Origin of the sequence: Luteibacter sp. UNCMF331Sha3.1 (assembly GCF_900109915.1) — a bacterium.
In the GTDB taxonomy this organism is placed as follows: Bacteria; Pseudomonadota; Gammaproteobacteria; order Xanthomonadales; family Rhodanobacteraceae; genus Luteibacter.
Genome location: NZ_FOBU01000006.1, coordinates 14,278 through 36,404 on the forward strand (window position 1 = coordinate 14,278; position 22,127 = coordinate 36,404).

The following is a 22,127-nucleotide window of genomic DNA, read 5'->3' on the forward strand; positions in this document are numbered from 1 at the left end:
GTGCCTGCCGCGCGCCGGCCGGTGGCGCCGGCGCCCGTCGCCCGCCCCGCCGACGCCTCGACCACGGCCGAGCGCGTGCTCGCCTTCCTCGTACGGGGCCTGCCGCCGCGCTGGCGGGAAAAGGCCCATGCGTACCTCGTGCTGACACGCATGGACCGGCCCATCGGCGCCCTGCTCCTGCTGTGGCCCACCTGGTGGGCTCTATGGCTGGCGGCGAAGGATTTCCCGCCCGTGGGACCGCTCGTCATCTTCACTCTGGGCGTTTTCGCGATGCGCTCGGCGGGCTGCGCCATCAACGACTACGCTGACCGCAAGCTGGATCCGCAGGTGGCCCGCACGGCGGGCCGCCCGATCGCCAGCGGACGCGTCGCGCCACGCGAAGCGCTCTGGGTCTTCGCCGGCCTGCTCGCGTTCGCGTTCGTGCTCGTGCTGTTCACCAATCCGCTGACGATCGGCCTGTCGTTCGTCGGCGCGGCGCTGGCGGCGGCCTACCCGTTCTCCAAGCGTTACACCCACCTGGCCCAGGTGGTGCTGGGCGCGGCCTTCGGCTGGTCGATCCCGATGGCCTTCGCCGCCGTGACCAACGACGTGCCGCCGGTGGCATGGCTGCTCTTCATCGGCAACGTGCTGTGGTCGGTCATCTACGACACCGAGTACGCGATCATCGATCGCGACGAGGACATCAAGGCGGGCGCGAAGTCCACGGCCATCCTCTTCGGCGACGCGGACATACCGATCATCGGCATCCTGATGGGGACGTTCCTGCTGACGATGCTGCTCGTGGGCACGCGGGCGTCCCTCGCGTGGCCGTACTGGATCGCCTGGACCGTGACCGCCGGCCTCTTCGCGTACCAGCTGTGGCTGATCCGCGGCCACGACCGCGACGCATGCCTGAAAGCGTTCCGCCACAACAACTGGGTCGGACTCACGCTTTGGCTCGGCTTCGTGATCGCGCTCGCCCTGTGACCGTGATCACGTCGTGAGGGATCGGTGACCATTTATCTCGATTGAAATGCGGCCGTAACGCGAATTAAGCCGCGTCGTCATTTTACGCGCCTAAGTTCCTGCGGGTCGCGGACCCACGGAGAGGCCGCGGGCCGACGCAACGTACGGCCCGGGGGGAGGGTTCGCGCAGCCCCTTCCCCGGATGATCAAAAGATGCGTAATACCCAGCTCAGCCGCGCCGTGCGCGCGGCTCTCGTCGGCGCGTTGCTCGTTTCCGCCGCCGCCCATGGCCAGGCAACCGCCCCCGAGAAGAAAACCACCGATCTCGACAACGTGGTGGTCACCGCCCGCTCGGGCGTCGAGGCGCGCACCAAGGCCGAAACCAGTTACTCGATCACCACGATCGACGAGGACCGCCTGCGCATGCAGGCCCCCACGAGCGTCACCGAAGCGGTGAAGTCCGTGCCGGGCTTCTGGGTGGAGTCGTCGGGCGGCGAGGCGTCGGGCAACATCCGCGCGCGCGGCATTCCCGTCGACGGCTACGGTTCGGTGACGCTGCTCGAAGACGGCATCCCGGTACAGCACGACCCCGCACTCGGCTACCTCAACGCCGACCAGGCGTTCCGCCTCGACGAGACGATCGAGCGCGTCGAAGTGGTGCGCGGCGGCCCGTCGTCGGTGTTCTATTCGAACGCGCCCGCCGGTGCGATCAACTTCATCCCGCGCAAGGTCGGCGATACCGCCGAAGGCCTGGTCAAGTACACCGTCGGCAACTACTCGCTGAATCGCCTCGACTTCTGGTACGGCACGCCCATCGGCGGCGGCTGGAAACTCGCGTTCGGCGGCTTCTGGCGCGTCGACGACGGCGTGCGCCGCCCGCAGTTCCACGCCGACGACGGCGGCCAGCTGCGTGCCACGCTTTCCAAAGACCTCGAGCACGGCGACATCAGCTTCGACGTCAAGCACCTCGACGACAAGGTCGCGCTGTACCTCGGCATCCCCATGCGCACGAATGCGAATGGCGACATCCGTCCCGTCCACGGCTTCAACGGCAACTACGGCACGCTGGCCGGGCCGGAAACCGAGCACGCGCGGATGCCGCAGGGCGACGGTGGCGTCTACGACTTCGACAACGCCGAGGGTACGCACGTCAAGCGCACGCAGGTGACCTTCAAGTTCGACCACGACCTCGGCGACGACTGGAAGCTGGCGGAGTCGATGCGTTACAACACCACGGACACGCAGCGTAACGGCATGTTCCCGAACGCCCTGCAGAGCGCGACCTCGTTCCTCGCGCAGGATGCCAAGCGGTTGGCGCTGATCCCCGGCGCCACCGCGCTGCAATTCCGTTACGTCGACAATCCCTCGCAGATCTACGACACGGCGAACCAGAACGGTAACGGTCTCATCGTGACCGGCGGCCTTCGCGGCGTGACGCTGCCGGTCGACGAGTTCATCAACGATACGCGCGTGCTGCGCAAGTTCGACGTCGGCAGCCAGACGCACGACGTCACGCTGGGCTACTACCACGCGAACTTCGAGCAGGATTTCAGCCGCTATTCCTCCACCGTGCTGACCGACGCACGCGACAACGCGCGCCTCGTGGACCTCGTCGGCGTGGACGCGGCAGGCAACGTCCGGGGCTCGCTGACCGACCACGGCTTCTATCGCTACGGCTACGAGTGGGAAAACGCCAGCGGTAAGTCGAAGACCAACGCCTTCTACGTGTCCGACGAATGGCAGGTGACGCCCGAGCTGCGCATCGATGGCGGCGTGCGCTGGGAGAAGGTCAACGTCGAGGGCTATACCGAAGGCAAGAAGACGGTGAATCTCGGTGGCACGCCGGCCGCGGCACAGGTGCTGACGGGCAACGGCCAGCAGGTGCACTACGACCAGTCGTTCGACAAGACCGGCTGGACGCTCGGCGCGAACTGGCAGTTCTCGCCCCGCCAGGGCCTGTTCGGGCGCTGGACCTCGGCCTTCCGCCTGCCGAACCTCAGCACATACATCACCAATCCGACCGCGACGCCGCTGCTGCAGACGATGGATCTCGCCGAAGCGGGCTGGAAGTACAGCGACCGCTTCATGGACCTGTACGCGACCGCGTTCTACACGAAGTACGACAACGTGAGTTTCACCAACAACGTCTTCGACCGTAACGGCAACACGTCCTCGCCGCAGACCGGCTTCGCCAGCACGAAGACCTACGGCCTCGAGCTGGAAGGCACGCTGTACCCGAGCCACTGGTTCGACGTGCAGTTCAACGCCACGCTGCAGGATCCGAAGTACAAGGGCCTCAGCTATACCGACGTGGTCGCGAACGCGCCGGTGCTGCGTGACTACGACGGCAACCAGCTGATCCGCGTACCGAAGGTGAGCTACCGCATCGTGCCGGGCGTGAACCTGCTCGACGGTCGCCTCCGCCTGCAGATGTCGTATGAACACGAAGGCAAGCGTTTCGTCGATACGGCGAACTCGGTCGTGCTGCCGTCGTACCACGTCGTGGGCGCGAGCGCCCGCTACGATGCGACGCCGGCGTTGTCGCTATTCCTCTACGCCGACAACCTGACGAACTCGCTCGGCCTGACGGAAGGCAATCCGCGCGCCGGCGAAATCGCCAGCGCGGACGCGGGCGCCAACACGTTCATCGCCCGTCCCCTCCTTGGCCGCTCGTTCCGTGCGGCCGCGATGTACCGCTTCTGATGCGCGCGCTGATCGCCATCGTTCTGTCCTGCTTCGCCGTCGTGTCGCTGGCGGCGGAGCGCGCACCCGACCTCGTGCTTCGCGGCACGCTGTCGGGTGCGGACCAGCACACGTATCGCGAGGTGCCCTTCGAGGTGCCGAAGGGCACCTCGCGGATCACGATCGACGTCGACTACACCGGCCGCGACGAGAAGACGACCATCGACCTGGGGCTCCTCGGGCCCGGCGGTTTCGAAGCGCAGGACGGGTTCCGCGGCTGGAGCGGCGGGGGCAAGCACCGCTTCACCGTGTCCGCGACCGACGCGACGGCGTCGTACCTTCCGGGCGCCATCGGCCCGGGCACATGGAAGCTGCTCCTTGGCATCCCGAACATCCGGGCCGCGTCGAAAGCGTCGTTCACGGCGAAGGTCTGGCTCTCCGGCGACGACGAAGGTTTCGGTCCGGAGCACGGCCTGACCGGCCCGCTATCGACCGAGGATCGCTGGTACCGCGGCGACCTTCACATGCACTCGGCGCACAGCGACGGCAACTGCCTGAACGCGTCGGGCACGAAGAAAGTCGGTTGCCCGCTGTTCCTCACCGTGACCTCGGCCGCGAAACGAGGTCTCGACTTCATCGCGCTGTCCGAGCACAACACGATGTCGCAGGTATCCGAACTGCGGGAGATGCAGCCGTACTTCGATACCCTGCTGCTGATTCCGGCCCGCGAGGTCACCACGTTCGAGGGGCATGCCAACCTGTTCGGCGTGTCGCGCACCGTGGATTTCCGTGTCGGCAGCAAGGCGGTGCCCGACTGGAACGCCTTGCTCGCCGATGTCCCGCGCGCCCATGGCGTGATCTCGATCAACCACCCGCGCCGCCCGAACGACGAGACGTGCATGGGGTGCGGTTTCACGCCGCGCCGGCCCGTGGACATGCACGGGTTCCAGGCGATCGAAGTGGTGAACGGTCGCGACACCGAGCGCGCGGATACCGGTCTTCCGTTCTGGGAGTCGCAGCTGAATGCCGGTGTGCGTATCACCGCGATCGGCGGCAGCGACAGCCATATCGGCAGCGACGACGCGCGCGATGCGTTCGCGGGCGTCATCGGCACGCCCACCACGGCGGTGCACGCGAAGGCGTTGTCCATGGAAGGCATCCTCGACGGCATTCGCGCAGGTCACGTGTTCATCGACGTCGACGGCACCCGGGATCGCACGCTGGACGTCGATGCGAGCGTGGGTGCGGCGCATGCCGGCATGGGCGACGCGATCGCGGTCGCGGGCGGTGCGATCCTGCACGTCGACGTGCGCACGAAGGCGCCCCCGGGCGCGCGCGTGGTCGTCACCGTCGATGGTAAGGCGGATGCCGGAAAGCCGGTCTCCGGCGACGGCGCCGTGGCCTTCGACTGGACGAGCGACGGGAAGGCGCATTGGTTGCGCGTGGATGTCCGCTCGGCGGAGGGCAAGCTTCTGCTGCTGGGGAACCCCGTGTACATCAACCACTGACGCTCCCGCGTGGGAGCGGCCTTGGCCGCGATAGGCTTGCCGCGAGCAGCCTCCGCGGCCAAGCCCCCTCCTACGTGCCGTGTGGGAGCGGCCTTGGCCGCGATCGGGCCGGCCGCGAGCACCCATCGCGGCCAAGGCCGCCCCCACCGCTATCCTCCGGGCCGCGGCGTCCTTGCCAATGCCCACACGTCGACGCGCTTCACCCCCGCCGCCAGCAGCACGCGCGTGCACTCGGCGAGCGTCGACCCCGTGGTCATCACGTCGTCGACCACCGCCACGTGCGTCGCGGGCGGCATCCGCTGCACCGCGAAGGCACCCCTCACGTTCCGGCGCCGGAGCGTGGCGTCGAGATCCGTCTGCGCTTCCGTCGCGCGCACGCGGCGGAGCAGATCGTGGGCCAGTCGCACGCCGAAGCGCCGCGCCAGCGGCTTCGCCAATTCGAGCGCCTGGTTGTAGCCGCGTTCCCGCAGCCGGCGCGTGTGCAAGGGCACGGGAACCAACAGCTCCGGCACGGCGACGGGCTCGCCCGATTCGCCCCAGCACGTCGACAGCACGCGCCCGGCCGCGAGGCTACCGGCGAACTTGAAGCGCGCCTCGAGCCCATCCAGCGGCGAGGTGTAGACGAACGGCACCCAGAGGGCGCTCCACGGCGGCGGACGACGCTGGCAGGTGCCGCAGGCGGCCACGGGCGACGGCAGCGGAATCGCGCATCGCGCGCAACCGATGTCGTTCACCACGAGCGACGCACGGCAGCCGTGGCACAGCTCGCGACCGGCCGGCCCCGGATCGCCGCAGACGAGACAGCGCGCGGGCAGCGCGAAGCGCCCGGCGGCGGCGATCCACTGCTTCAGGGCGGTCGCATCCATGCGTGGTGGCGGTCGTCAGTCGCGCCGGTACATCGCGGCGTCGATGATCGACCACAGATGGATGATCCAGCCGAGCCAGACGATCCAGAGCACGGCGGCCAGCACGAACATGATCAGGGCCTTGAACACCCGGCCCTGCACCAGCTGCCCCAGACCGGGGATGAAGAGGCTACAGATCGCGGCAAGTACGTTGCCGGTACTGCCCTGTCCGCTGCTCATGCGCAGTTCTCCAGATGGGGGGACGTGAATCCATCGTACGGCAGGCGGCGCGGCGCGACCGTAAACCCATGATGTGCCGTTAAGGTTGACAGTGGCCCTTGCCGTTTCCACACTTCGCGCCTTCGCCACGAGAACGCCACCATGACCGCAGCCATTCGCCACGACTGGTCCCGCGAGGAGGTCGAGAACCTTTTCGCCCTGCCCTTCAACGACCTGCTGTTCCAGGCCCAGACCGTTCACCGGGCGAACCACGACCCGAACGCGGTGCAGGTGTCCACGCTGCTGTCGATCAAGACCGGCGGCTGCCCCGAGGACTGCGCGTACTGCCCGCAGGCGGCGCGCTACGCCACCGGCGTGAAAGCCGAGAAGCTGATGAGCGTCGAGGCCGTGCTTGCCAGGGCGCAGGCCGCGAAGGACGCCGGCGCGAGCCGCTTCTGCATGGGCGCCGCGTGGCGCTCGCCGAAGGATCGCGACGTGGCGAAGGTCGCCGAGATCGTCACCGCGGTGAAGTCGCTGGGCCTGCAGACCTGCGCGACCCTCGGCATGCTGACCCAGCCTCAGGCCGACACGCTGAAGTCCGCCGGTCTCGATTTCTACAACCACAACCTCGACACGTCGCCCGACTTCTATGGCGAGATCATCCATACGCGCGAGTTCCAGGATCGTCTCGACACGCTGGAGCACGTACGCGAAGCGGGCCTGAAGACCTGTTGCGGTGGCATCGTCGGCATGGGCGAATCGCGTGCGCAGCGCGCGGGCCTGCTCACGACGCTGGCGAACCTTCCCGAACACCCGGAGTCGGTGCCGATCAACCGGCTGGTTCAGGTCGCGGGCACGCCGCTCGCCGGCACCGAGGCACTCGACCCCTTCGAATTCGTTCGCAGCATCGCCGTCGCCCGCATCCTGATGCCGGCGTCCGTCGTACGCCTTTCCGCCGGACGCGAGACGATGGACGACGCACTGCAGGCCCTGTGCTTCGCGGCCGGTGCCAACTCGATCTTCTACGGCGAGAAGCTCCTGACGACCGGCAATCCCGACGTCGAGCACGACCGCCGCCTGTTCGAACGCCTGGGCCTCAAGCCGATGGACGTCGAGATCGAGCCCGGTACCGTGCACGCGGACATCGTCGAGCACGCCGAGGCGTGAACCGGCCCGACCTGCTCGCCCGCGTCGAAGAGGCGCGGGCCGCGCGGGAGCGCGCCGGCCTGCTCCGACGGGCGCGCATCTGCGACAGCCTTCCCGACGGGCGACGCCTCGTCGACGGCCACCCGCTCGACGATTTCTGCGGCAACGACTACCTCGGGCTCGCCTCCCATCCCGATCTCGTCGCCGCGCTCACCCGCGCCGCCGCCGATGGCGTCGGCACGGGTGCCGCGCACCTGGTGTCCGGTCACCGGCGCGAGCACGCCGCCCTGGAAGAGGACCTCGCGGACTGGACGGGTCGCGACCGCGCGCTCCTCTTCTCCACCGGCGTCATGGCCAACCTCGGGACGCTGCAAGCGCTGCTCGGTGCCGGCGCGATGCCCGGCGACAGGCACGGGACGGCGCTTTGCGTGCAGGACCGCCTGAACCACGCGAGCCTGATCGACGGCGCCCACCTCGCCGGCGCCGAACTCCGGCGCTACCCGCACGGGGACGCCGAGGGCGCCGCGCGACAACTGGATGCGCGCCCCGGCCTGCCCGCCCTGCTGGCGACGGACGGCGTCTTCAGCATGGATGGCGACGTGGCGCCCTTGGCCGCGCTCGCCGCCGTGTGCCGGACGCGCGGCGCCACGCTCTATGTCGACGACGCCCACGGCCTGGGCACGACGGGCCCGGCGGGCGCCGGATCGGTCGCGGCCGCGGGTCTGGGCCACGCCGATGTGCCGGTGCTGATGGGCACGCTGGGGAAGGCCCTCGGATGCGCCGGCGCCTTCGTCGCGGGCGACGCGCCGGTCATCGAGGCGATCGCGCAGTTCGCCCGGAGCTACGTCTACACGACGGCGATGCCGACCGCGCTTGCGGCCGCCACCCGCGCAGCCGTGCGGCTCGCGCGGCACGACGCCGAGGGCCGGCGCGGGATGCTCGCCGCCAACATCGCCCGGTTCCGCGCCGGCGCGGCGGCGCTCGGCGTGCCGCTGCTGCCGTCGACCACGGCCATCCAGCCGGTGCCGATGGGAACGGCCGCCGCGGCGACGGCGGCGGCGGAGGCGCTGGAGCGCGCCGGCTTTCTCGTGGTCGCCATCCGCCCACCGACCGTGCCGCAGGGTGGCGCGCGCCTGCGCATCACGCTGTCGGCGGCGCACCGGCCGGACCGTATCGACGCGCTTCTCGACGCCCTGGGGCGGGTGGCCGGCCCCGCCGGAAGCGCGGCCGTATAATGAGCGGTCGCACTCCCCCTGGCCACGCCATGCCGATCCTCAACATTTCCGCTTACAAGTTCGTCGGCCTCGACGACCTCGCGAGCCTGCGCGCGCGGATGGTCGAGCGCTGCGACGCGCTCGCGCTGAAGGGCACGATCCTGCTGGCGCCGGAAGGCATCAACCTGTTTCTCGCGGCGCCGCGCGAGGCCATCGACGCGTTCGTCGCCTGGCTGCGCGAAGACCCGCGATTCGCCGACATCGTGCCGAAGGAAAGCTGGTCGGAGAGCGCACCCTTCGGACGCATGCGGGTGCGACTCAAGAAGGAAATCATCACGATGCACGCACCGGCGATTCGCCCCGAGAACGGACGAGCGCCGCACGTGCTGCCGGTGGACCTGCGTCGCTGGCTCGATCAGGGCCACGACGACGACGGCCGCCCGGTGGTGCTGCTCGATACCCGGAACGATTACGAGGTGGCGGCCGGCACATTCCAGGAAACCGTCGAATACGGGCTGTCGAGCTTCACGCAGTTTCCCGCCGCCGTCGCCGCGGACCGCGATCGCTTCGACGGCAAGACCGTCGTCTCGTTCTGTACGGGTGGCATCCGCTGCGAGAAGGCGGCGATCCACATGCGCGAGATCGGCATCGACCACGTCTACCAGCTCGAAGGCGGCATCCTGAAGTACTTCGAGGAAGTCGGCGGCGCACACTGGCGCGGCGACTGCTTCGTCTTCGACGACCGCGGCAGCGTCGATCCCGCCCTCGCCCCGGCGCGCGCGGGATGAACGGCCTGCACGTCGAGACCCGGGGCGAAGGCGCCGAACATCTCGTGGTCATCCACGGATGGGCGATGCACGGCGGCATTCTCGAGCCGCTGGTCGACGCGCTCGCCGCGCGCTTCACGATGCACGTCGTCGATCTTCCGGGCCACGGCTATTCGTGCCAGTCCGACATCCCGCTCGATCCCCTCGCCTGCGCCCGCGCGATCGCGGCGGTCACGCCGTCGCAGGCCGTATGGCTCGGCTGGTCGCTTGGCGGACTCGTCGCGCTGGCCGCCGCGCTCGACGTACCGGATGCCGTTCGCCTGCTCGTCCCGATGTGTTCCACGCCCCGATTCGTCCGCGCCGACGACTGGCCGCAGGGCAACGACCCGGCCCTCGTGCGCCAGCTCGCCACGGATCTCGAACACGACTACCGCGCCACCGTGGAGCGTTTCATCGCGCTGGAAGCCATGGGCAGCCCCGATCCCGTGACCGAAACGCGGCGCCTCAAGGCCGACGCGTTCTCGCGCGGTGAGCCAGACGCGCGCGTGCTGCTCGAGGGTATCCGGCTGCTCGAATCCACCGATCTCCGCTCGCGCCTCGGTGCGATTCGCCAGCCGAGCCTCTGGATTGCGGGCCGTCGCGACCGCATTGTCCATCCCGAGGCCATGCGTTGGTCCGCCGAGGCCGCCCATGGGCGTTTCGAGGAAATCGCCCACGCCGGCCACGCCCCTTTCATCGGACATGCCGCGGCCGTCGCGGATGTCCTGACGCAGTTCACAGACGCACACGCATGAGCGACTTCCATTTCGACCGCCGCCAGGTCCGCCGCAATTTCGGGCGCGCCGCGGGCACCTACGAAAAACACGATGCCCTCCAGCGCGAGGTGCAAGCGACGCTCGTCGAGCGCCTGGCGCTCTACGAGCAGGCCCCCGACGTCGTGCTCGATGTGGGCGCCGGTACGGGCCGCGGCACCGCGGCGCTGAAGAAGCGCTATCCGAAGGCGCAGGTCATCGCCGTCGATCTCGCGCTGCCGATGCTGAAGCAGGCGAAGCAGCATGCGAGCTGGCTGAAGCCCTTCGGCCGCGTCGTCGCCGACGCGTACACCCTGCCGGTGCCGGATCGCAGCGTCGACGTGCTGTTCTCGAACCTGTGCTTCCAGTGGTGCGAAGACGTCTCGCGACTGTTCGCCGAATGCGCGCGCGTGCTCAAGCCCGGTGGACTGCTGCTGTTCTCGACGTTCGGTCCCGACACACTGAAGGAACTGCGCGCCGCCTGGGCCGATGCCGACCAGCGTGCGCATGTCGCGCGCTTCCTCGACATGCACGATGTCGGCGACGCGATGCTGGCGCAGGGACTGAAGGACCCCGTGCTCTTCGCCGAGCGCTACACGCTCACGTACCCCACGCCCCGGGCACTGCTCGACGAACTGAAGGGGCTCGGCGCGAACAACGCGGACGCCGAGCGTCCGCGCGGCCTCACGGGCAAGCAGCACTACAGGCGCATGATCGACGCGTACGAGGCCATGCGCGCCGACGGCACGATCCCGTCCACATGGGAGGTGGTGACGGGGCACGCCTGGGGCCCGCCGGCGGGGCAGTCGCGACGCGAAGGCGGCGGCGAAATCGCGAGTTTCCCGGTCGAGAACCTGCGCGGCTCACGACGCAAGACGCCCTTCTGACGCGAGTCAGCCATAGCGAAAGCACTCGACCGCGTGATCGTTGACCATCCCGGTCGATTGCATCATGGCGTGGCAAATCGCCGTACCGGCGAAGCGGAAGCCCTTTGCACGTAATGCGTCGCTCATCCGGTCCGAGGCCTCGCTGCGCCCCGGCAGCGGATCCGCGTTTGCCCGGCGACGCGTGAGATTCGGGTCGACGAACCCCCACAAAAAGGTAGAGAGCGAGCCGTGCTCGGCGACGATGCGCAGCGTCGCGCGGGCATTACTGCGGATGGCTTCGATTTTCAGGCGGTTCCGTACGACGCCACGGTCCGAAAGCACGACCGCGATATCGTCGTCGGTCATCGCCGCGATGCGTGCGATGTCGAACCCGTGGAACGCCGCGCGGAGGGAATCGCGTTTCGCGAGCACCGTGCGCAGCGCGAGGCCCGCCTGCACCGTGCAGAGCGCGAGCCGCTCGAAGATCTGGCGATCGTCGTGCACGGGCACGCCCCATTCCGTATCGTGAAACGCGCGCTCGATGTCGCTCCGCTCTGCCCAGGTGCAACGCATGGTTCCGCCCCTCGTCCCTTTTCGAGAGGCGAGCATATCGTCGGGGCAGCGCCGTCAATGTCCGCAGAGTCCTTGCGCTGCTGTCCGTGCGGGTGGCTGCGACGGCGCGCGTGTGGACGTCATCCCAATGGGCGACGCCCACACGATTTCACCACGGCAACGCGTCGAGATCGACGTTGCCACCCGTCAGCACGACACCGACGTGGCGCCCGGCGAACCGCTCCGGATAGCGCAACGCGGCGGCCAGCACGGTCGCGCTCGACACCTCCACGACGATGCGCAACTCGGTCCAGAGCAGACGCATCGCATCGATCGCCTCCTCGTCGCTCACGCGCCGCACGTCGACGCCGTGATCGCGCAGGACATGGAAGTTGGGCTCGCCCAGCAGCGTGCGCAGACCGTCGCAGACGGTGTGCGGCGTGAAAGACCCCACACGCTCGCCGGCGTCGAGCGAACGCGCCGTGTCGTCGGCCCCTTCGGGCTCCGCGGCGACGAGGTGGATGCCCGGATCGATGCCGTGCGCGGCGATGGCGCAGCCCGAGGCGAGCCCGCCGCCGCCGACCGGAAACAGCAACGTGTCGATGCCGGGAGCCTGGCGCAGGAGTTCGGGAACGAGCGTGCCCTGCCCCGCCATGACGAGCGGATCGGCATAGGGATGCACGAGTCGCGCGCCCGTCCGCGCCTGCACATCGGCCGCCATCGCCTCGCGCGCGGCCGTGGTAGGCGCGCAGCGGTGGACGATCGCGCCGGCGGCGACGATGGCGTCGACCTTCGCCTTCACCGCGCCGTCGGGTACGACCACGTGCGCGGGAATGCCACGCGTACGCGCCGCCATGGCGAGCGCGTTGCCATGGTTGCCCGACGAGTGCGTCACGACACCGTTGGCGGCCTCGTCGTCACCCAGCGACCACACGGCATTCGTGGCGCCACGAAACTTGAACGCACCACCCCGCTGCAGGTTTTCGCACTTGAAGACGAAACGCGCACCGACGAGTGCGTCGATACGATCGCTGCGCAGTACCGGCGTCACCAGCGCGTGGGGCGCGATGCGCGCCGCCGCATCGCGGACGTCGGCGAAGGCGGGAAGCGTCACGCGGCGAACTCCACCCCGCACAGGAACGTCTTCTTCTCGCCGGGCGGCAGACGGATCAGCGGCGCGCAGTCGTCGCGATTGAAAGCGTCGGGGATGCATTCCATCGGCTCCAGTGCCACGGATTTGCGCGCGTCGCGCTCCGCGGTGTCGGACGTGAATGCGAGCATGACACCCTTCGTCTGCCAGACGGCGATGGATTCGCCCGTCGCCGGATCGCGCAGTCGCGTGCGCGCACGCCCGTCGGCATCGAGCTGCAGGTCGGCGAAGGTGTGGTTCAGCTCGACGTCGCCGATGGTGCGCGGCGAACGGAAGTCGATGCGAGGGTCCGCCTTGTCGAGCGACGTCCACGCGCGTGTCCCCGCCAGCGGGATGAAGTCTTCGCGCGCGGCGATCACCGTGTCGGCTGGCACCTGGAGTTCCCAGGTTTCGATCGGGTTGTCGGAAAGCCGGAAGTACGGGTGCCATCCGAAGAACGTGGGCGCGTCGTGCTTGCCGACGTTATGTGTCTCTGCCTTGAGCGTGAGTCCGTCGTTGTCCAGCGTGAACGTGACCGAGACATCGAGCGCGAACGGATATCCCGGCTGATCGTCCGGCCGGATCTTCGCGCTCAGGGTGACGGCGGCGTGCGTGTCGTCCGCCTTTTCGCGATCGAGGTGGAACGTCGCACCCCGCAGGAAGCCGTGGCGACTGGCCCGATCCGCGCCCACGGCGCCCGGCTGCAAATCGTAAGCCGTTCCTTCAAACGTATAGCGTGCGTCGTCCACGCGGTTCGCGAACGGCGTCATGATCGCGAAGCGGGAGCCCGTGTGCTTGACGAGCTCCTTCTCGCTCCGGAAGCCGTCGGCGATATCGTGCATCTTCCCGCGCTTTTCGGTGGCGATCGACAGGACCGTGGCGCCGCGCAGCGCGATGCGGATCTCGCGCTCGGCGTCGCGGTCGACCAGCAGCACCAGCTCCTGCTCGCCTAGCCGGGAGCGCGCAATCGTGAAACGGGACATGGGGTGACTTCCTTTTGACGGGTTCGACCGCATGTTAGCCTGCCTGACATACCAGACAAACGTTGCCCCCGCCATGAGCGATCGTTCAGACGCCCCCACCGCCATCGTCCGCCTTGCCGACTATCGGGCGCCCGCCTGGTCCGTCCGGCACGTGGCCCTGGAGTTCGACCTCGGGATCGATCGCACGGAGGTTCTTGCGACGCTCGAACTGTCCCGGGAGGCCGACGAGCCGGTACGCCTGAACGGCGAAGGTCTGGAACTGCTCTCCCTCGATGTGGACGGCCGCCGCCTCGGCGACGGCGAGTACATCCTCGCCAACGGCGTGCTCGAGTTCGCGGTGGCGTCCGCCGAATGCACGGTGACGACGCGCGTCGCGCTGCGCCCGGCGGAAAACACGGCCTTCGAGGGGCTCTACCTCTCGGGTAGTCGCGAGAAGGGTTTCCTGCTCACGCAGTGCGAGGCCGAGGGTTTCCGTCACATCACCTTTTTCCCCGACCGGCCCGACGTGCTCTCGAAGTACACGGTGACGCTGCGCGCCGACAAGGCACGCTTCCCGGTGTTGCTCGCCGGCGGCAATCCGGACGGCGACGGCGACCTGCCCGAGGGACGGCACTGGGCGCGCTTCGTCGACCCGCACCCGAAGCCGAGCTACCTGTTCGCGCTGGTCGCGGGCCGGCTGGAGCGCATCAGCCACGACTACACGACCGCCGACGGTCGCGCCGTCGCGCTACACATCTGGGCCGAGGCGGACGTCATCGACCGCTGCGACTACGCGATGGATTCGCTGATCCGCTCCATGCGGTGGGACGAACGCGCGTACGGAAGAAATTACGATCTCGATGTCTTCCACGTCGTCGCCACGCATGATTTCAACATGGGCGCGATGGAGAACAAGGGTCTCAACATCTTCAACGCGAAGTACCTGCTCGCGGATCCCGATTCGAGCACCGACGACGAATACCGTCACGTCGAGGCCGTGGTGGCGCACGAGTATTTCCACAACTGGAGCGGCAACCGCGTCACGTGCCGCGACTGGTTCCAGCTGAGCCTGAAAGAAGGCCTGACCGTCTATCGAGAGCAGAGTTTCTCGGCGGACATGAATTCCGCGCCACTGAAGCGCATCGAAGACGTCGCGCTCCTGCGCCGCGCGCAATTCCCCGAGGACGCCGGCCCGCTGTCGCATCCCGTGCGTCCGTCGCAGTACAGCGAGATCAACAATTTCTATACGGCCACGGTCTACGAGAAGGGCTCCGAACTCGTCCGCATGCTCGCCGGGCACCTCGGTGCCGATGGATTCCGCCGGGGCATGGATCTGTATTTCGAACGTAACGATGGACGCGCCGCCACGATCGAGGATTTTCTCGGCGCGCTCGGCGACGCGAACGGCGTCGACCTGTCGGCATACCTCGGCTGGTACGGCCAGGCGGGGACGCCGCGCCTCACGGCGGAAGGACGCCACGATCCGGCACAGGGCCGCTTCCGCCTGACGCTGCGCCAGCGCACGCCGGCGACGGCGGGCCAGACGACGAAGAAGGCCTTGCCGATCCCGGTGCGTCTGTCGCTGTTCGACCGCGAGGGTCGCGCGCTGCCGCTGCGTCTCGAGGGTGAAGCGGTGGCGGGCGGAACAGAGCGCACGGTGGTGCTCGACGGGGCGGAACGCAGCATCGTGTTCGAAGACATCGCCCGGCCGCCCGTGCCGTCGCTGCTGCGTGGCTTTTCGGCGCCCGTCATCCTCGAATGCGACTACCAGCCCGACGAGCTCGCCGTGCTGCTGCGCCACGACCCCGACGGTTTCAATCGCTGGGAGGCCGGCCAGCAACTCGCGGGACTGGCCTACGACGATGCGCGCGACGGCCGGCTGACGGGTGCCGCGCTCACCGCCTGGAGCCAGGCGCTTGCCGACCTCTTCCGCGACGCGTCGGTGGAAGACGCCCTGCTGGCCGAACTCCTCACGCCGCCCGGCGAGATCGAGCTGGTCGAACGCCAGGCCGAGCGCGATCCCGACCGCATCCGTGCCTCGCGGCAGGCGATGCTGCGCGCGCTGGCGCAGCGCATCGGCGTGGACGCGCTGCGCCAGCGCTACGACCGGCTCCGCGAGGCGACCAGCGCATCGCTCGATGCCGCGAGCCAGGCACGCCGCCAGCTGAAGCGCCGGGTCCTCGATCTGCTGGCGCTGGTGGACGTCGAGGGCGCGACGCATCTCGCCGCGGCGCAGTACGAGCAGGCGCCCGGGATGACCGACCGTCTCGCCGCACAGGCGACCCTCGCGACCCATGCGCCCGAAGCGGCCCTGGCCTCGATCGCGCACTTCCGCCGTCGTTACGACGACAACGCACTGGCGCTCGACAAGTGGTTCGCCCTGCAGGCGGCGCTGCCCGGCGACGGCGCCTTCGCCCGCGTGCGGGCACTGGAGAACGATCCGGCCTTCACCCTGAAGAATCCGAACCGAGTGCAGTCGCTGATCGGCACGTTCGCGCGCGCCAACCCGACGGGCTTCCACCGTGCCGACGGGGCCGCCTATCGGTGGCTTGCGGATCGCCTCGTGGCCATCGACGCGCTCAATCCCCAGGTCGCGGCACGGGTGGCGACAGCGTTCAATGGCTGGAAGCGGCTGGAACCGGTGCGCCGCGAAGCCGCCCACGCCGCGGTGTCGGAGCTGGCGGCGCGGAAGGACCTGTCGCGCGACCTGACGGACATCCTGGCGCGTGTCGCACTGGGCTGAAACGTGCGCTCAATCACGCTCCCTTGTCATGGCATGTAAAAAACTGACGTACTGCGTCACTGTTTGCCGGAACAGAGCACTTTTTTGACGCAAAAGTCACACACGGTTCATTGGGACGGTGTATGTTTGCTCCCAACGAAGAAAGCCGCGACAAGTCGCGGCTCTTCGTGCCAGTCACTCGGTTTCTGGCGCCCGGCAGCACGGTCATCCTGGATTCCCCCTGTTCCTGAGACCGCCGGGCGCCAGATCTCATTCGTCGAACCGAATGGGGCATCCTTGCCCGCATCCCGCTTCCTTCCCCCAGCACGCAGCCAGACCCCTGTGTCCGGCCTCGGCGCGCGGATGATCGCGCAGCGTCTGCCCGTGGGAAGTGCCCCGTAGGTCAAGCATGAGTCGTGCCATCGTTCCCGATGTCGCCCGTGACGCCACCATGTCCTGTGGGAGCGGCCTTGGCCGCGATGGGTGCTCGCGGCAAGGACCCATCGCGGCCAAGGCCGCTCCCACACCAGCAGAACCCGCTGTCACGGCAGCGGCAGCCGGACCGGCGTAAAATGTTCCCTCCGGCATCACCGACCCCTCTCCCATGTTGCACAACGAAACCTACGACGTGATCGTGGTCGGCGGCGGCCACGCCGGCACCGAGGCCGCGCTGGCCTCCGCCAGGGCCGGCGCCCGCACGCTCCTGCTCAGCCACAACATCGAGACGATCGGCCAGATGAGCTGCAACCCCGCGATCGGCGGGATCGGCAAGGGCCACCTCGTCAAGGAGATCGATGCGCTCGGCGGGGCCATGGGCATCGCCGCCGATCGGGCAGGCATCCAGTGGCGGACGCTCAACGCTTCGAAGGGGCCGGCCGTGCGCGCGACGCGCTGCCAGGCGGATCGCGCACTCTACAAGGCTGCGATTCGCCACATCGTCGAGACGCAGCCGAATCTCTCGCTGTTCCAGCAGGCGGTCGACGACCTCATCCTGATCGACGGTCGCGTCGCCGGCGTGCGTACGCAGATGGGACTCGACTTCCATGCCCCCGCCGTCGTGCTGACGGCGGGCACGTTCCTCGCCGGCAAGATCCATATCGGCCCCGCGCAGTACGCCGGCGGACGCGCGGGCGACCCGCCGGCGTCGACGCTCGCCGCGAAGCTCCGCGAGCTGCCGGTCGCCGCCGATCGCCTGAAGACCGGCACGCCGCCGCGCATCGACAGCCGCACCATCGACTTCTCGCGGCTGGAGGAACAGCGGGGCGACGATCCGATGCCGCACTTTTCGTTCATGGGGTCGGCGGCCGATCATCCGCGCCAGGTGAGCTGCTGGATCACGCAGACCACGAACGAGACGCACGACCTCATCCGCGGCTCGCTCGACCGCTCGCCGCTGTACAGCGGACAGATCGAGGGCGTGGGTCCGCGCTACTGCCCGTCCATCGAAGACAAGGTCGTCCGCTTCGCCGACAAGACCTCGCATCAGATCTTCGTGGAACCGGAAGGCCTCGACACGTTCGAGATCTATCCCAACGGCATCTCCACGTCGCTGCCCTTCGACGTGCAGTACGCGCTGGTCCGCTCGATACCCGGGTTCGAACGCGCGCACATCACACGCCCCGGGTACGCCATCGAATACGACTATTTCGACCCGCGCGGCCTGCATCCGTCACTCGAGACGAAGGGCATCCCCGGCCTTTACTTCGCGGGCCAGATCAACGGCACCACGGGGTACGAGGAGGCCGGTGCCCAGGGGCTGGTCGCCGGTATGAACGCCGCGCTCGCCGTGCGCGGCGACGCGCCGTGGACCCCGCGCCGCGACGAAGCCTACATCGGCGTGCTGATCGACGACCTGACGACCAACGGCACCATCGAGCCGTACCGCATGTTCACCTCGCGCGCCGAGTTCCGGCTGCACCTGCGCGAAGACAACGCCGATCTGCGACTGACGCCGCAAGGCCATGCGCTCGGCGTGGTGCCCGACGCGCGATTCCGCCGTCTGGAAGCGAAGCGCGAGGCCAGCGAGAAGGAAACGGCGCGACTCCGCGGCCTGTGGGCCGCACCGACGAACGCACTGGGCGCGGCGGTCGAACGCACGCTGGGTATCGCCGTCAGTCGCGAGACGCATGCGCTCGATCTGCTCCGTCGCCCGGAGATGGATTACGCGATGCTGACCTCCGTACCGGAACTCGGCCCGGCCGTCGCGGACGCCGAAGTCGCCACGCAGGTCGAAGTGCAGGCGAAGTACTCGGGTTACCTCGAACGCCAGCGCGACGAGATCGAGCGCCAGCGCCGCCACGAGACCACCGCGATTCCCGAGGGCTTCGACTACGACCGCGTGCGCGGGCTTTCGGCCGAGGTGCTGCTCAAGCTGAAACGGTCGCTGCCGGCCACGATCGGCCAGGCGTCGCGCATCAGCGGCGTCACACCGGCGGCGATCTCGCTGCTGCTGGTGCACCTGAAACGACGGGCGGCCTGACTTCAAGCACCGGCGGCCGCGCCGACCATCTGGCATCATGCCCGGCATCGGGTCAGGTATCGGAAGGAACATCATGCAGGTCTGGATCGGACGAAACGGCGAGCGCTTCGGCCCCTATCGGGACGAGGAAATCCGGCAGTGGCTGCGCGACGGCACCTGCCGCCCGGACGAGCTCGGCTGGCACGAGGGCATGACCGACTGGCGCCCGCTTGGCGAACTCTTTCCGGACGACCGTCCTGCCGCCGGCAGCGTGCCGCCCGTACCGCCTCCACCGCCGCCCTTCATGGGCATCACCGACGTCGCCGAGCCCGAGTACGCGGGCTTCTGGCTGCGCTTCGGCGCCTGGGTGATCGACTACCTGATCCTCATGGTGCCCTTCACGATCATCAGCCTGAGCATGGGCCTCGGCGCGGTGATGAACACCCTTCTCAAGCAGATGGAAACGGATCGGACCGCCGCGATCACGGCATACGCCGACGCCGTCCAGCCGATCACGTTCGTGCTGCTGGTGCTCGGCTTCATCTACTACGCGTTCTTCGAGAGTTCGAAGTGGCAGGCGACGCCCGGCAAGATGGCGGTCGGGATCCGCGTCACCGATGTCGACGGTGCCCGCATCAGCGTGGGTCGCGCCGCGGGGCGCAATGCGATTCGCCTCATCAACGCGTTCACCTTCGTCATCCCGATGGTCTTCTACATCGTGGCCGCGTTTACCCAGCGCAAGCAGGGCGTGCACGACCTCCTGGCGAGCACCTATGTGCTGATGGGCCGCGCCGACACGGCGCCGGTCGCGACGCCGGCACCGCGCAGCGGCCCGGGCGGCTCGTTCGACGCCTGACGCGACTCGCCCCGGCCATCCGGCCGGGGCGATCCCTGTGCTTGCTATCATCGGCGGCCCCGGCCCTTCGTTCGGCCGGCGAGCAACGCACAGGAAAACCATGCAGAGCATCGAACAACGTATTGCCCAGGACATCGCCGCGAAGCCCGAACAGGTGCGCGCGGCGGTGGAGCTCCTCGACGGCGGCGCCACCGTGCCGTTCATCGCGCGCTACCGCAAGGAGGTCACCGGCGGTCTCGACGACATCCAGCTGCGCCTTCTCGAAGAGCGCCTGCGCTACCTGCGCGAGCTCGAAGACCGTCGCGTCGCCATCCTCGACAGCATCGCCGAGCAGGGCAAGATGACCGACGCGCTGCGCGCCGACATCGTTTCGGCGGACACCAAGGCGCGTCTCGAAGATCTCTACCTGCCGTACAAGCCGAAGCGCCGCACGAAGGCCCAGATCGCCCGCGAAGCCGGCCTCGAGCCTCTGGCGCTGGGCCTGCGCGACGACCCGACCCTCGACCCCGACACCTTCGCCGCCGGCTTCGTCGACGCGGAAAAAGGCGTCGCCGACACGCGCGCGGCGCTCGATGGCGCGCGCGCGATCCTCATGGAGACGATCGCCGAAGACGCGGCCCTGGTGGGCGAACTGCGCGACTGGCTCTGGGACAAGGGTCAGATCCGCGCGACCGTCGTCGCCGGCAAGGAAAACGAAGGCGCCAAGTTCCGCGACTACTTCGACCATGTCGAACCGGTCAGCAAGATTCCATCCCACCGCCTGCTCGCCCTGATGCGCGCGCGCAACGAAGGCGTGCTCGAGATCGACCTCAACCCCGGCGTCGACGCCGACCAGGGCCATGCGGAAGGCGAAGGCCGCGTCGCCGCGCGTGCCGGCATCGTCAACCGCAACCGGGCGGCGGACGCGTGGCTGCGCGAGACGGTGCGCCTCACGTGGCGCGTCAAGCTCCATCTGCACCTCACGCTCGATCTCTTCGGTCGCGTGCGCGAGGGCGCGGAAGACGAAGCGATCCGCGTGTTCGGCGAGAACCTGAAGGATCTGTTGCTCGCCGCCCCCGCGGGATCGAAGACGGTGATGGGACTCGATCCCGGCATCCGCACGGGCTGCAAGCTCGCCATCGTGGACGCCACCGGCAAGCTGCTCGCGTACGACACCATCTATCCGCACGAACCCCGCAACCAGTGGGACCAGTCCGTCGCCCGCCTCGCCCAGCTGTCGAAGCAGCACGGCGTGAACCTCGTCGCGATCGGCAACGGCACGGCCTCGCGTGAAACCGACAAGCTGGTCGGCGAGGTGATGCGCAAGCATGCCGACCTCAACCTGTCGAAAGTCGTCGTCAGCGAAGCGGGTGCATCCGTGTATTCCGCGTCCGAACTGGCATCGAAGGAGTTCCCCGAGCTCGACGTGTCGATCCGCGGCGCGGTGTCCATCGCGCGCCGCCTGCAGGATCCGCTCGCCGAACTCGTGAAGATCGAACCGAAGGCGATCGGCGTCGGCCAGTACCAGCACGACGTCAACCAGGTGAAGCTCGCGCGCGCACTCGACGCCCGTGTCGAGGACTGCGTGAACGCCGTCGGCGTCGACGTGAACACGGCCTCCGCGCCGCTGCTCGCCCGTGTCGCCGGCCTCTCGTCGAGCGTGGCGGAAAACGTGGTCAAGCACCGCGACGCCCACGGCCCCTTCCCGAGCCGCAAGGATCTCCTCAAGGTGCCGCGCCTCGGCGACAAGGCCTTCGAACAGTGCGCCGGCTTCCTGCGCATCAGCGACGGCAGCAATCCGCTGGACGCGAGCTCGGTGCATCCGGAGGCCTACCCGGTCGTGGAGCGCATCCTCAAGCAGTGCGGCCGCGAAGTGAAGCAGGTGATCGGCGACACGTCGTTCCTGCGCAGCCTGAAGGCCGAGGATTTCACCGACGAGACCTTCGGCGTTCCGACGGTCCGCGACATCCTCAAGGAGCTGGAAAAGCCCGGTCGCGATCCGCGTCCCGAATTCGTCGCACCGAGCTTCGCCGAAGGCGTCGAAGACCTGAAGGACCTGACGGTCGGCATGGTGCTGGAGGGCCGGGTGACCAACGTGGCCGCGTTCGGCGCGTTCGTCGACATCGGCGTCCATCAGGACGGCCTGGTCCACGTGTCCGCGCTGTCGCACACCTTCGTCAAGGATCCTCGCGACGCGGTGAAGGCCGGCGACATCGTCAAGGTGAAGGTCATGGAAGTGGACCTGCCGCGCAAGCGCATCGCCCTCAGCATGCGCCTCGACGACGTGCCGGGCGAAGCGCGCGGTGGACGCCCCGCGCAGCGCGAAGACGCGCCTGGCGGCAACCGCCGCGGTGGCGGGCAGCAGGGCCGTGGCCCGCAGATGCCGAAGCCGACAGCGGCACCGGCCAACAGCGCCTTCGCCGACGCGTTCTCACGCGCGCAGAAGAAGTAACCGCATCGCACGTTGGCCGGTTTCTTGTGTGGGA

17 protein-coding genes are annotated in these 22,127 nt (G+C 68.6%); 12 read left to right on the forward strand and 5 right to left on the reverse strand.

All coding sequences use genetic code 11. The features are described from left to right. Nucleotides 1–75: 75 nt before the first annotated feature. From ubiA to BMX32_RS18105, 3 genes are all read left to right on the forward strand, one after another. Nucleotides 76–966: a 4-hydroxybenzoate octaprenyltransferase gene (gene ubiA, locus BMX32_RS18095; RefSeq protein ID WP_244511607.1), complete on the forward strand. Its 891-nt coding sequence runs from the start codon at nucleotides 76–78 to the stop codon at nucleotides 964–966. A gap of 192 nt (nucleotides 967–1,158) precedes the next feature. Next, nucleotides 1,159–3,648, forward strand: coding sequence for a TonB-dependent receptor (locus BMX32_RS18100; RefSeq protein ID WP_089981518.1), 2,490 nt, complete (start codon nucleotides 1,159–1,161; stop codon nucleotides 3,646–3,648). Next, nucleotides 3,648–5,135: a CehA/McbA family metallohydrolase gene (locus BMX32_RS18105; RefSeq protein WP_170843740.1), complete on the forward strand. Its 1,488-nt coding sequence runs from the start codon at nucleotides 3,648–3,650 to the stop codon at nucleotides 5,133–5,135. The genes BMX32_RS18100 and BMX32_RS18105 overlap by 1 nt, the downstream gene beginning before the upstream one ends. Before the next feature lie 149 nt (nucleotides 5,136–5,284). Here BMX32_RS18105 and BMX32_RS18110 read toward each other — a convergent pair whose 3' ends face one another. Together BMX32_RS18110 and BMX32_RS18115 are read right to left on the reverse strand one after the other, a co-directional pair. After that, nucleotides 5,285–6,001, reverse strand: a complete 717-nt coding sequence (locus BMX32_RS18110; protein WP_089981520.1) for a ComF family protein — start codon at nucleotides 5,999–6,001, stop codon at nucleotides 5,285–5,287. A 15-nt stretch (nucleotides 6,002–6,016) separates the two neighbouring features. Then, nucleotides 6,017–6,220: a hypothetical protein gene (locus BMX32_RS18115; protein WP_089981521.1), complete on the reverse strand. Its 204-nt coding sequence runs from the start codon at nucleotides 6,218–6,220 to the stop codon at nucleotides 6,017–6,019. Between the two features lie 141 nt (nucleotides 6,221–6,361). Between BMX32_RS18115 and bioB the strand changes: the two genes are divergently transcribed. From bioB to bioC, 5 genes are read left to right on the forward strand one after another with little or no spacing between them, the layout of a single operon-like run. Beyond that, nucleotides 6,362–7,366 carry a biotin synthase BioB gene (gene bioB / locus BMX32_RS18120; RefSeq protein WP_089981523.1) on the forward strand — a complete coding sequence of 335 codons (1,005 nt, stop codon included), beginning with the start codon at nucleotides 6,362–6,364 and terminating at the stop codon, nucleotides 7,364–7,366. Continuing rightward, nucleotides 7,363–8,580 (forward strand): aminotransferase class I/II-fold pyridoxal phosphate-dependent enzyme, encoded by a 1,218-nt coding sequence (locus tag BMX32_RS18125; RefSeq protein WP_089981525.1) that lies wholly within the window; start codon nucleotides 7,363–7,365, stop codon nucleotides 8,578–8,580. Before bioB ends, BMX32_RS18125 begins: the two co-directional genes overlap by 4 nt. A gap of 29 nt (nucleotides 8,581–8,609) precedes the next feature. Then, a complete protein-coding gene (locus BMX32_RS18130) occupies nucleotides 8,610–9,347 on the forward strand; it encodes a sulfurtransferase (protein WP_089981527.1) in 738 nt (245 codons plus the stop codon). After that, the gene (bioH, locus tag BMX32_RS18135) at nucleotides 9,344–10,120 is read left to right on the forward strand and encodes a pimeloyl-ACP methyl ester esterase BioH (protein WP_089981529.1); all 777 of its coding nucleotides are present in this window, start codon (nucleotides 9,344–9,346) and stop codon (nucleotides 10,118–10,120) included. Before BMX32_RS18130 ends, bioH begins: the two co-directional genes overlap by 4 nt. Beyond that, on the forward strand, nucleotides 10,117–11,004 hold the full coding sequence (gene bioC, locus BMX32_RS18140) for a malonyl-ACP O-methyltransferase BioC (RefSeq protein WP_089981531.1): 888 nt from the start codon (nucleotides 10,117–10,119) through the stop codon (nucleotides 11,002–11,004). The genes bioH and bioC overlap by 4 nt, the downstream gene beginning before the upstream one ends. A 6-nt stretch (nucleotides 11,005–11,010) precedes the next feature. On the opposite strand, the gene BMX32_RS18145 is transcribed toward bioC, so the two are convergent. From BMX32_RS18145 to BMX32_RS18155, 3 genes are all read right to left on the reverse strand, one after another. Then, nucleotides 11,011–11,592: a DNA-3-methyladenine glycosylase I gene (locus tag BMX32_RS18145; protein ID WP_343123867.1), complete on the reverse strand. Its 582-nt coding sequence runs from the start codon at nucleotides 11,590–11,592 to the stop codon at nucleotides 11,011–11,013. Nucleotides 11,593–11,704: 112 nt separating this feature from the next. Next, entirely contained in the window at nucleotides 11,705–12,649 is a 945-nt protein-coding gene (locus BMX32_RS18150) for a pyridoxal-phosphate dependent enzyme (protein ID WP_244511605.1), read from the reverse strand. Then, on the reverse strand, nucleotides 12,646–13,647 hold the full coding sequence (locus BMX32_RS18155; RefSeq protein WP_089981537.1) for an aldose 1-epimerase: 1,002 nt from the start codon (nucleotides 13,645–13,647) through the stop codon (nucleotides 12,646–12,648). Before BMX32_RS18155 ends, BMX32_RS18150 begins: the two co-directional genes overlap by 4 nt. 73 nt (nucleotides 13,648–13,720) lie before the next feature. Here BMX32_RS18155 and pepN point away from each other — a divergent pair, with 73 nt between their 5' ends. The 4 genes from pepN (at nucleotide 13,721) to BMX32_RS18175 (ending at nucleotide 22,093) form a co-directional block, all read left to right on the forward strand. Further along, nucleotides 13,721–16,369 (forward strand): aminopeptidase N, encoded by a 2,649-nt coding sequence (gene pepN, locus BMX32_RS18160; RefSeq protein WP_089981539.1) that lies wholly within the window; start codon nucleotides 13,721–13,723, stop codon nucleotides 16,367–16,369. Nucleotides 16,370–16,952: 583 nt separating this feature from the next. Next, a complete protein-coding gene (gene mnmG / locus BMX32_RS18165) occupies nucleotides 16,953–18,827 on the forward strand; it encodes a tRNA uridine-5-carboxymethylaminomethyl(34) synthesis enzyme MnmG (protein WP_089981541.1) in 1,875 nt (624 codons plus the stop codon). A gap of 73 nt (nucleotides 18,828–18,900) precedes the next feature. After that, complete coding sequence (locus tag BMX32_RS18170) at nucleotides 18,901–19,662, forward strand: RDD family protein (protein WP_089981543.1); 762 nt, start codon at nucleotides 18,901–18,903, stop codon at nucleotides 19,660–19,662. A gap of 100 nt (nucleotides 19,663–19,762) precedes the next feature. Then, on the forward strand, nucleotides 19,763–22,093 hold the full coding sequence (locus BMX32_RS18175) for a Tex family protein (RefSeq protein WP_089981545.1): 2,331 nt from the start codon (nucleotides 19,763–19,765) through the stop codon (nucleotides 22,091–22,093). Nucleotides 22,094–22,127: the final 34 nt, after the last annotated feature.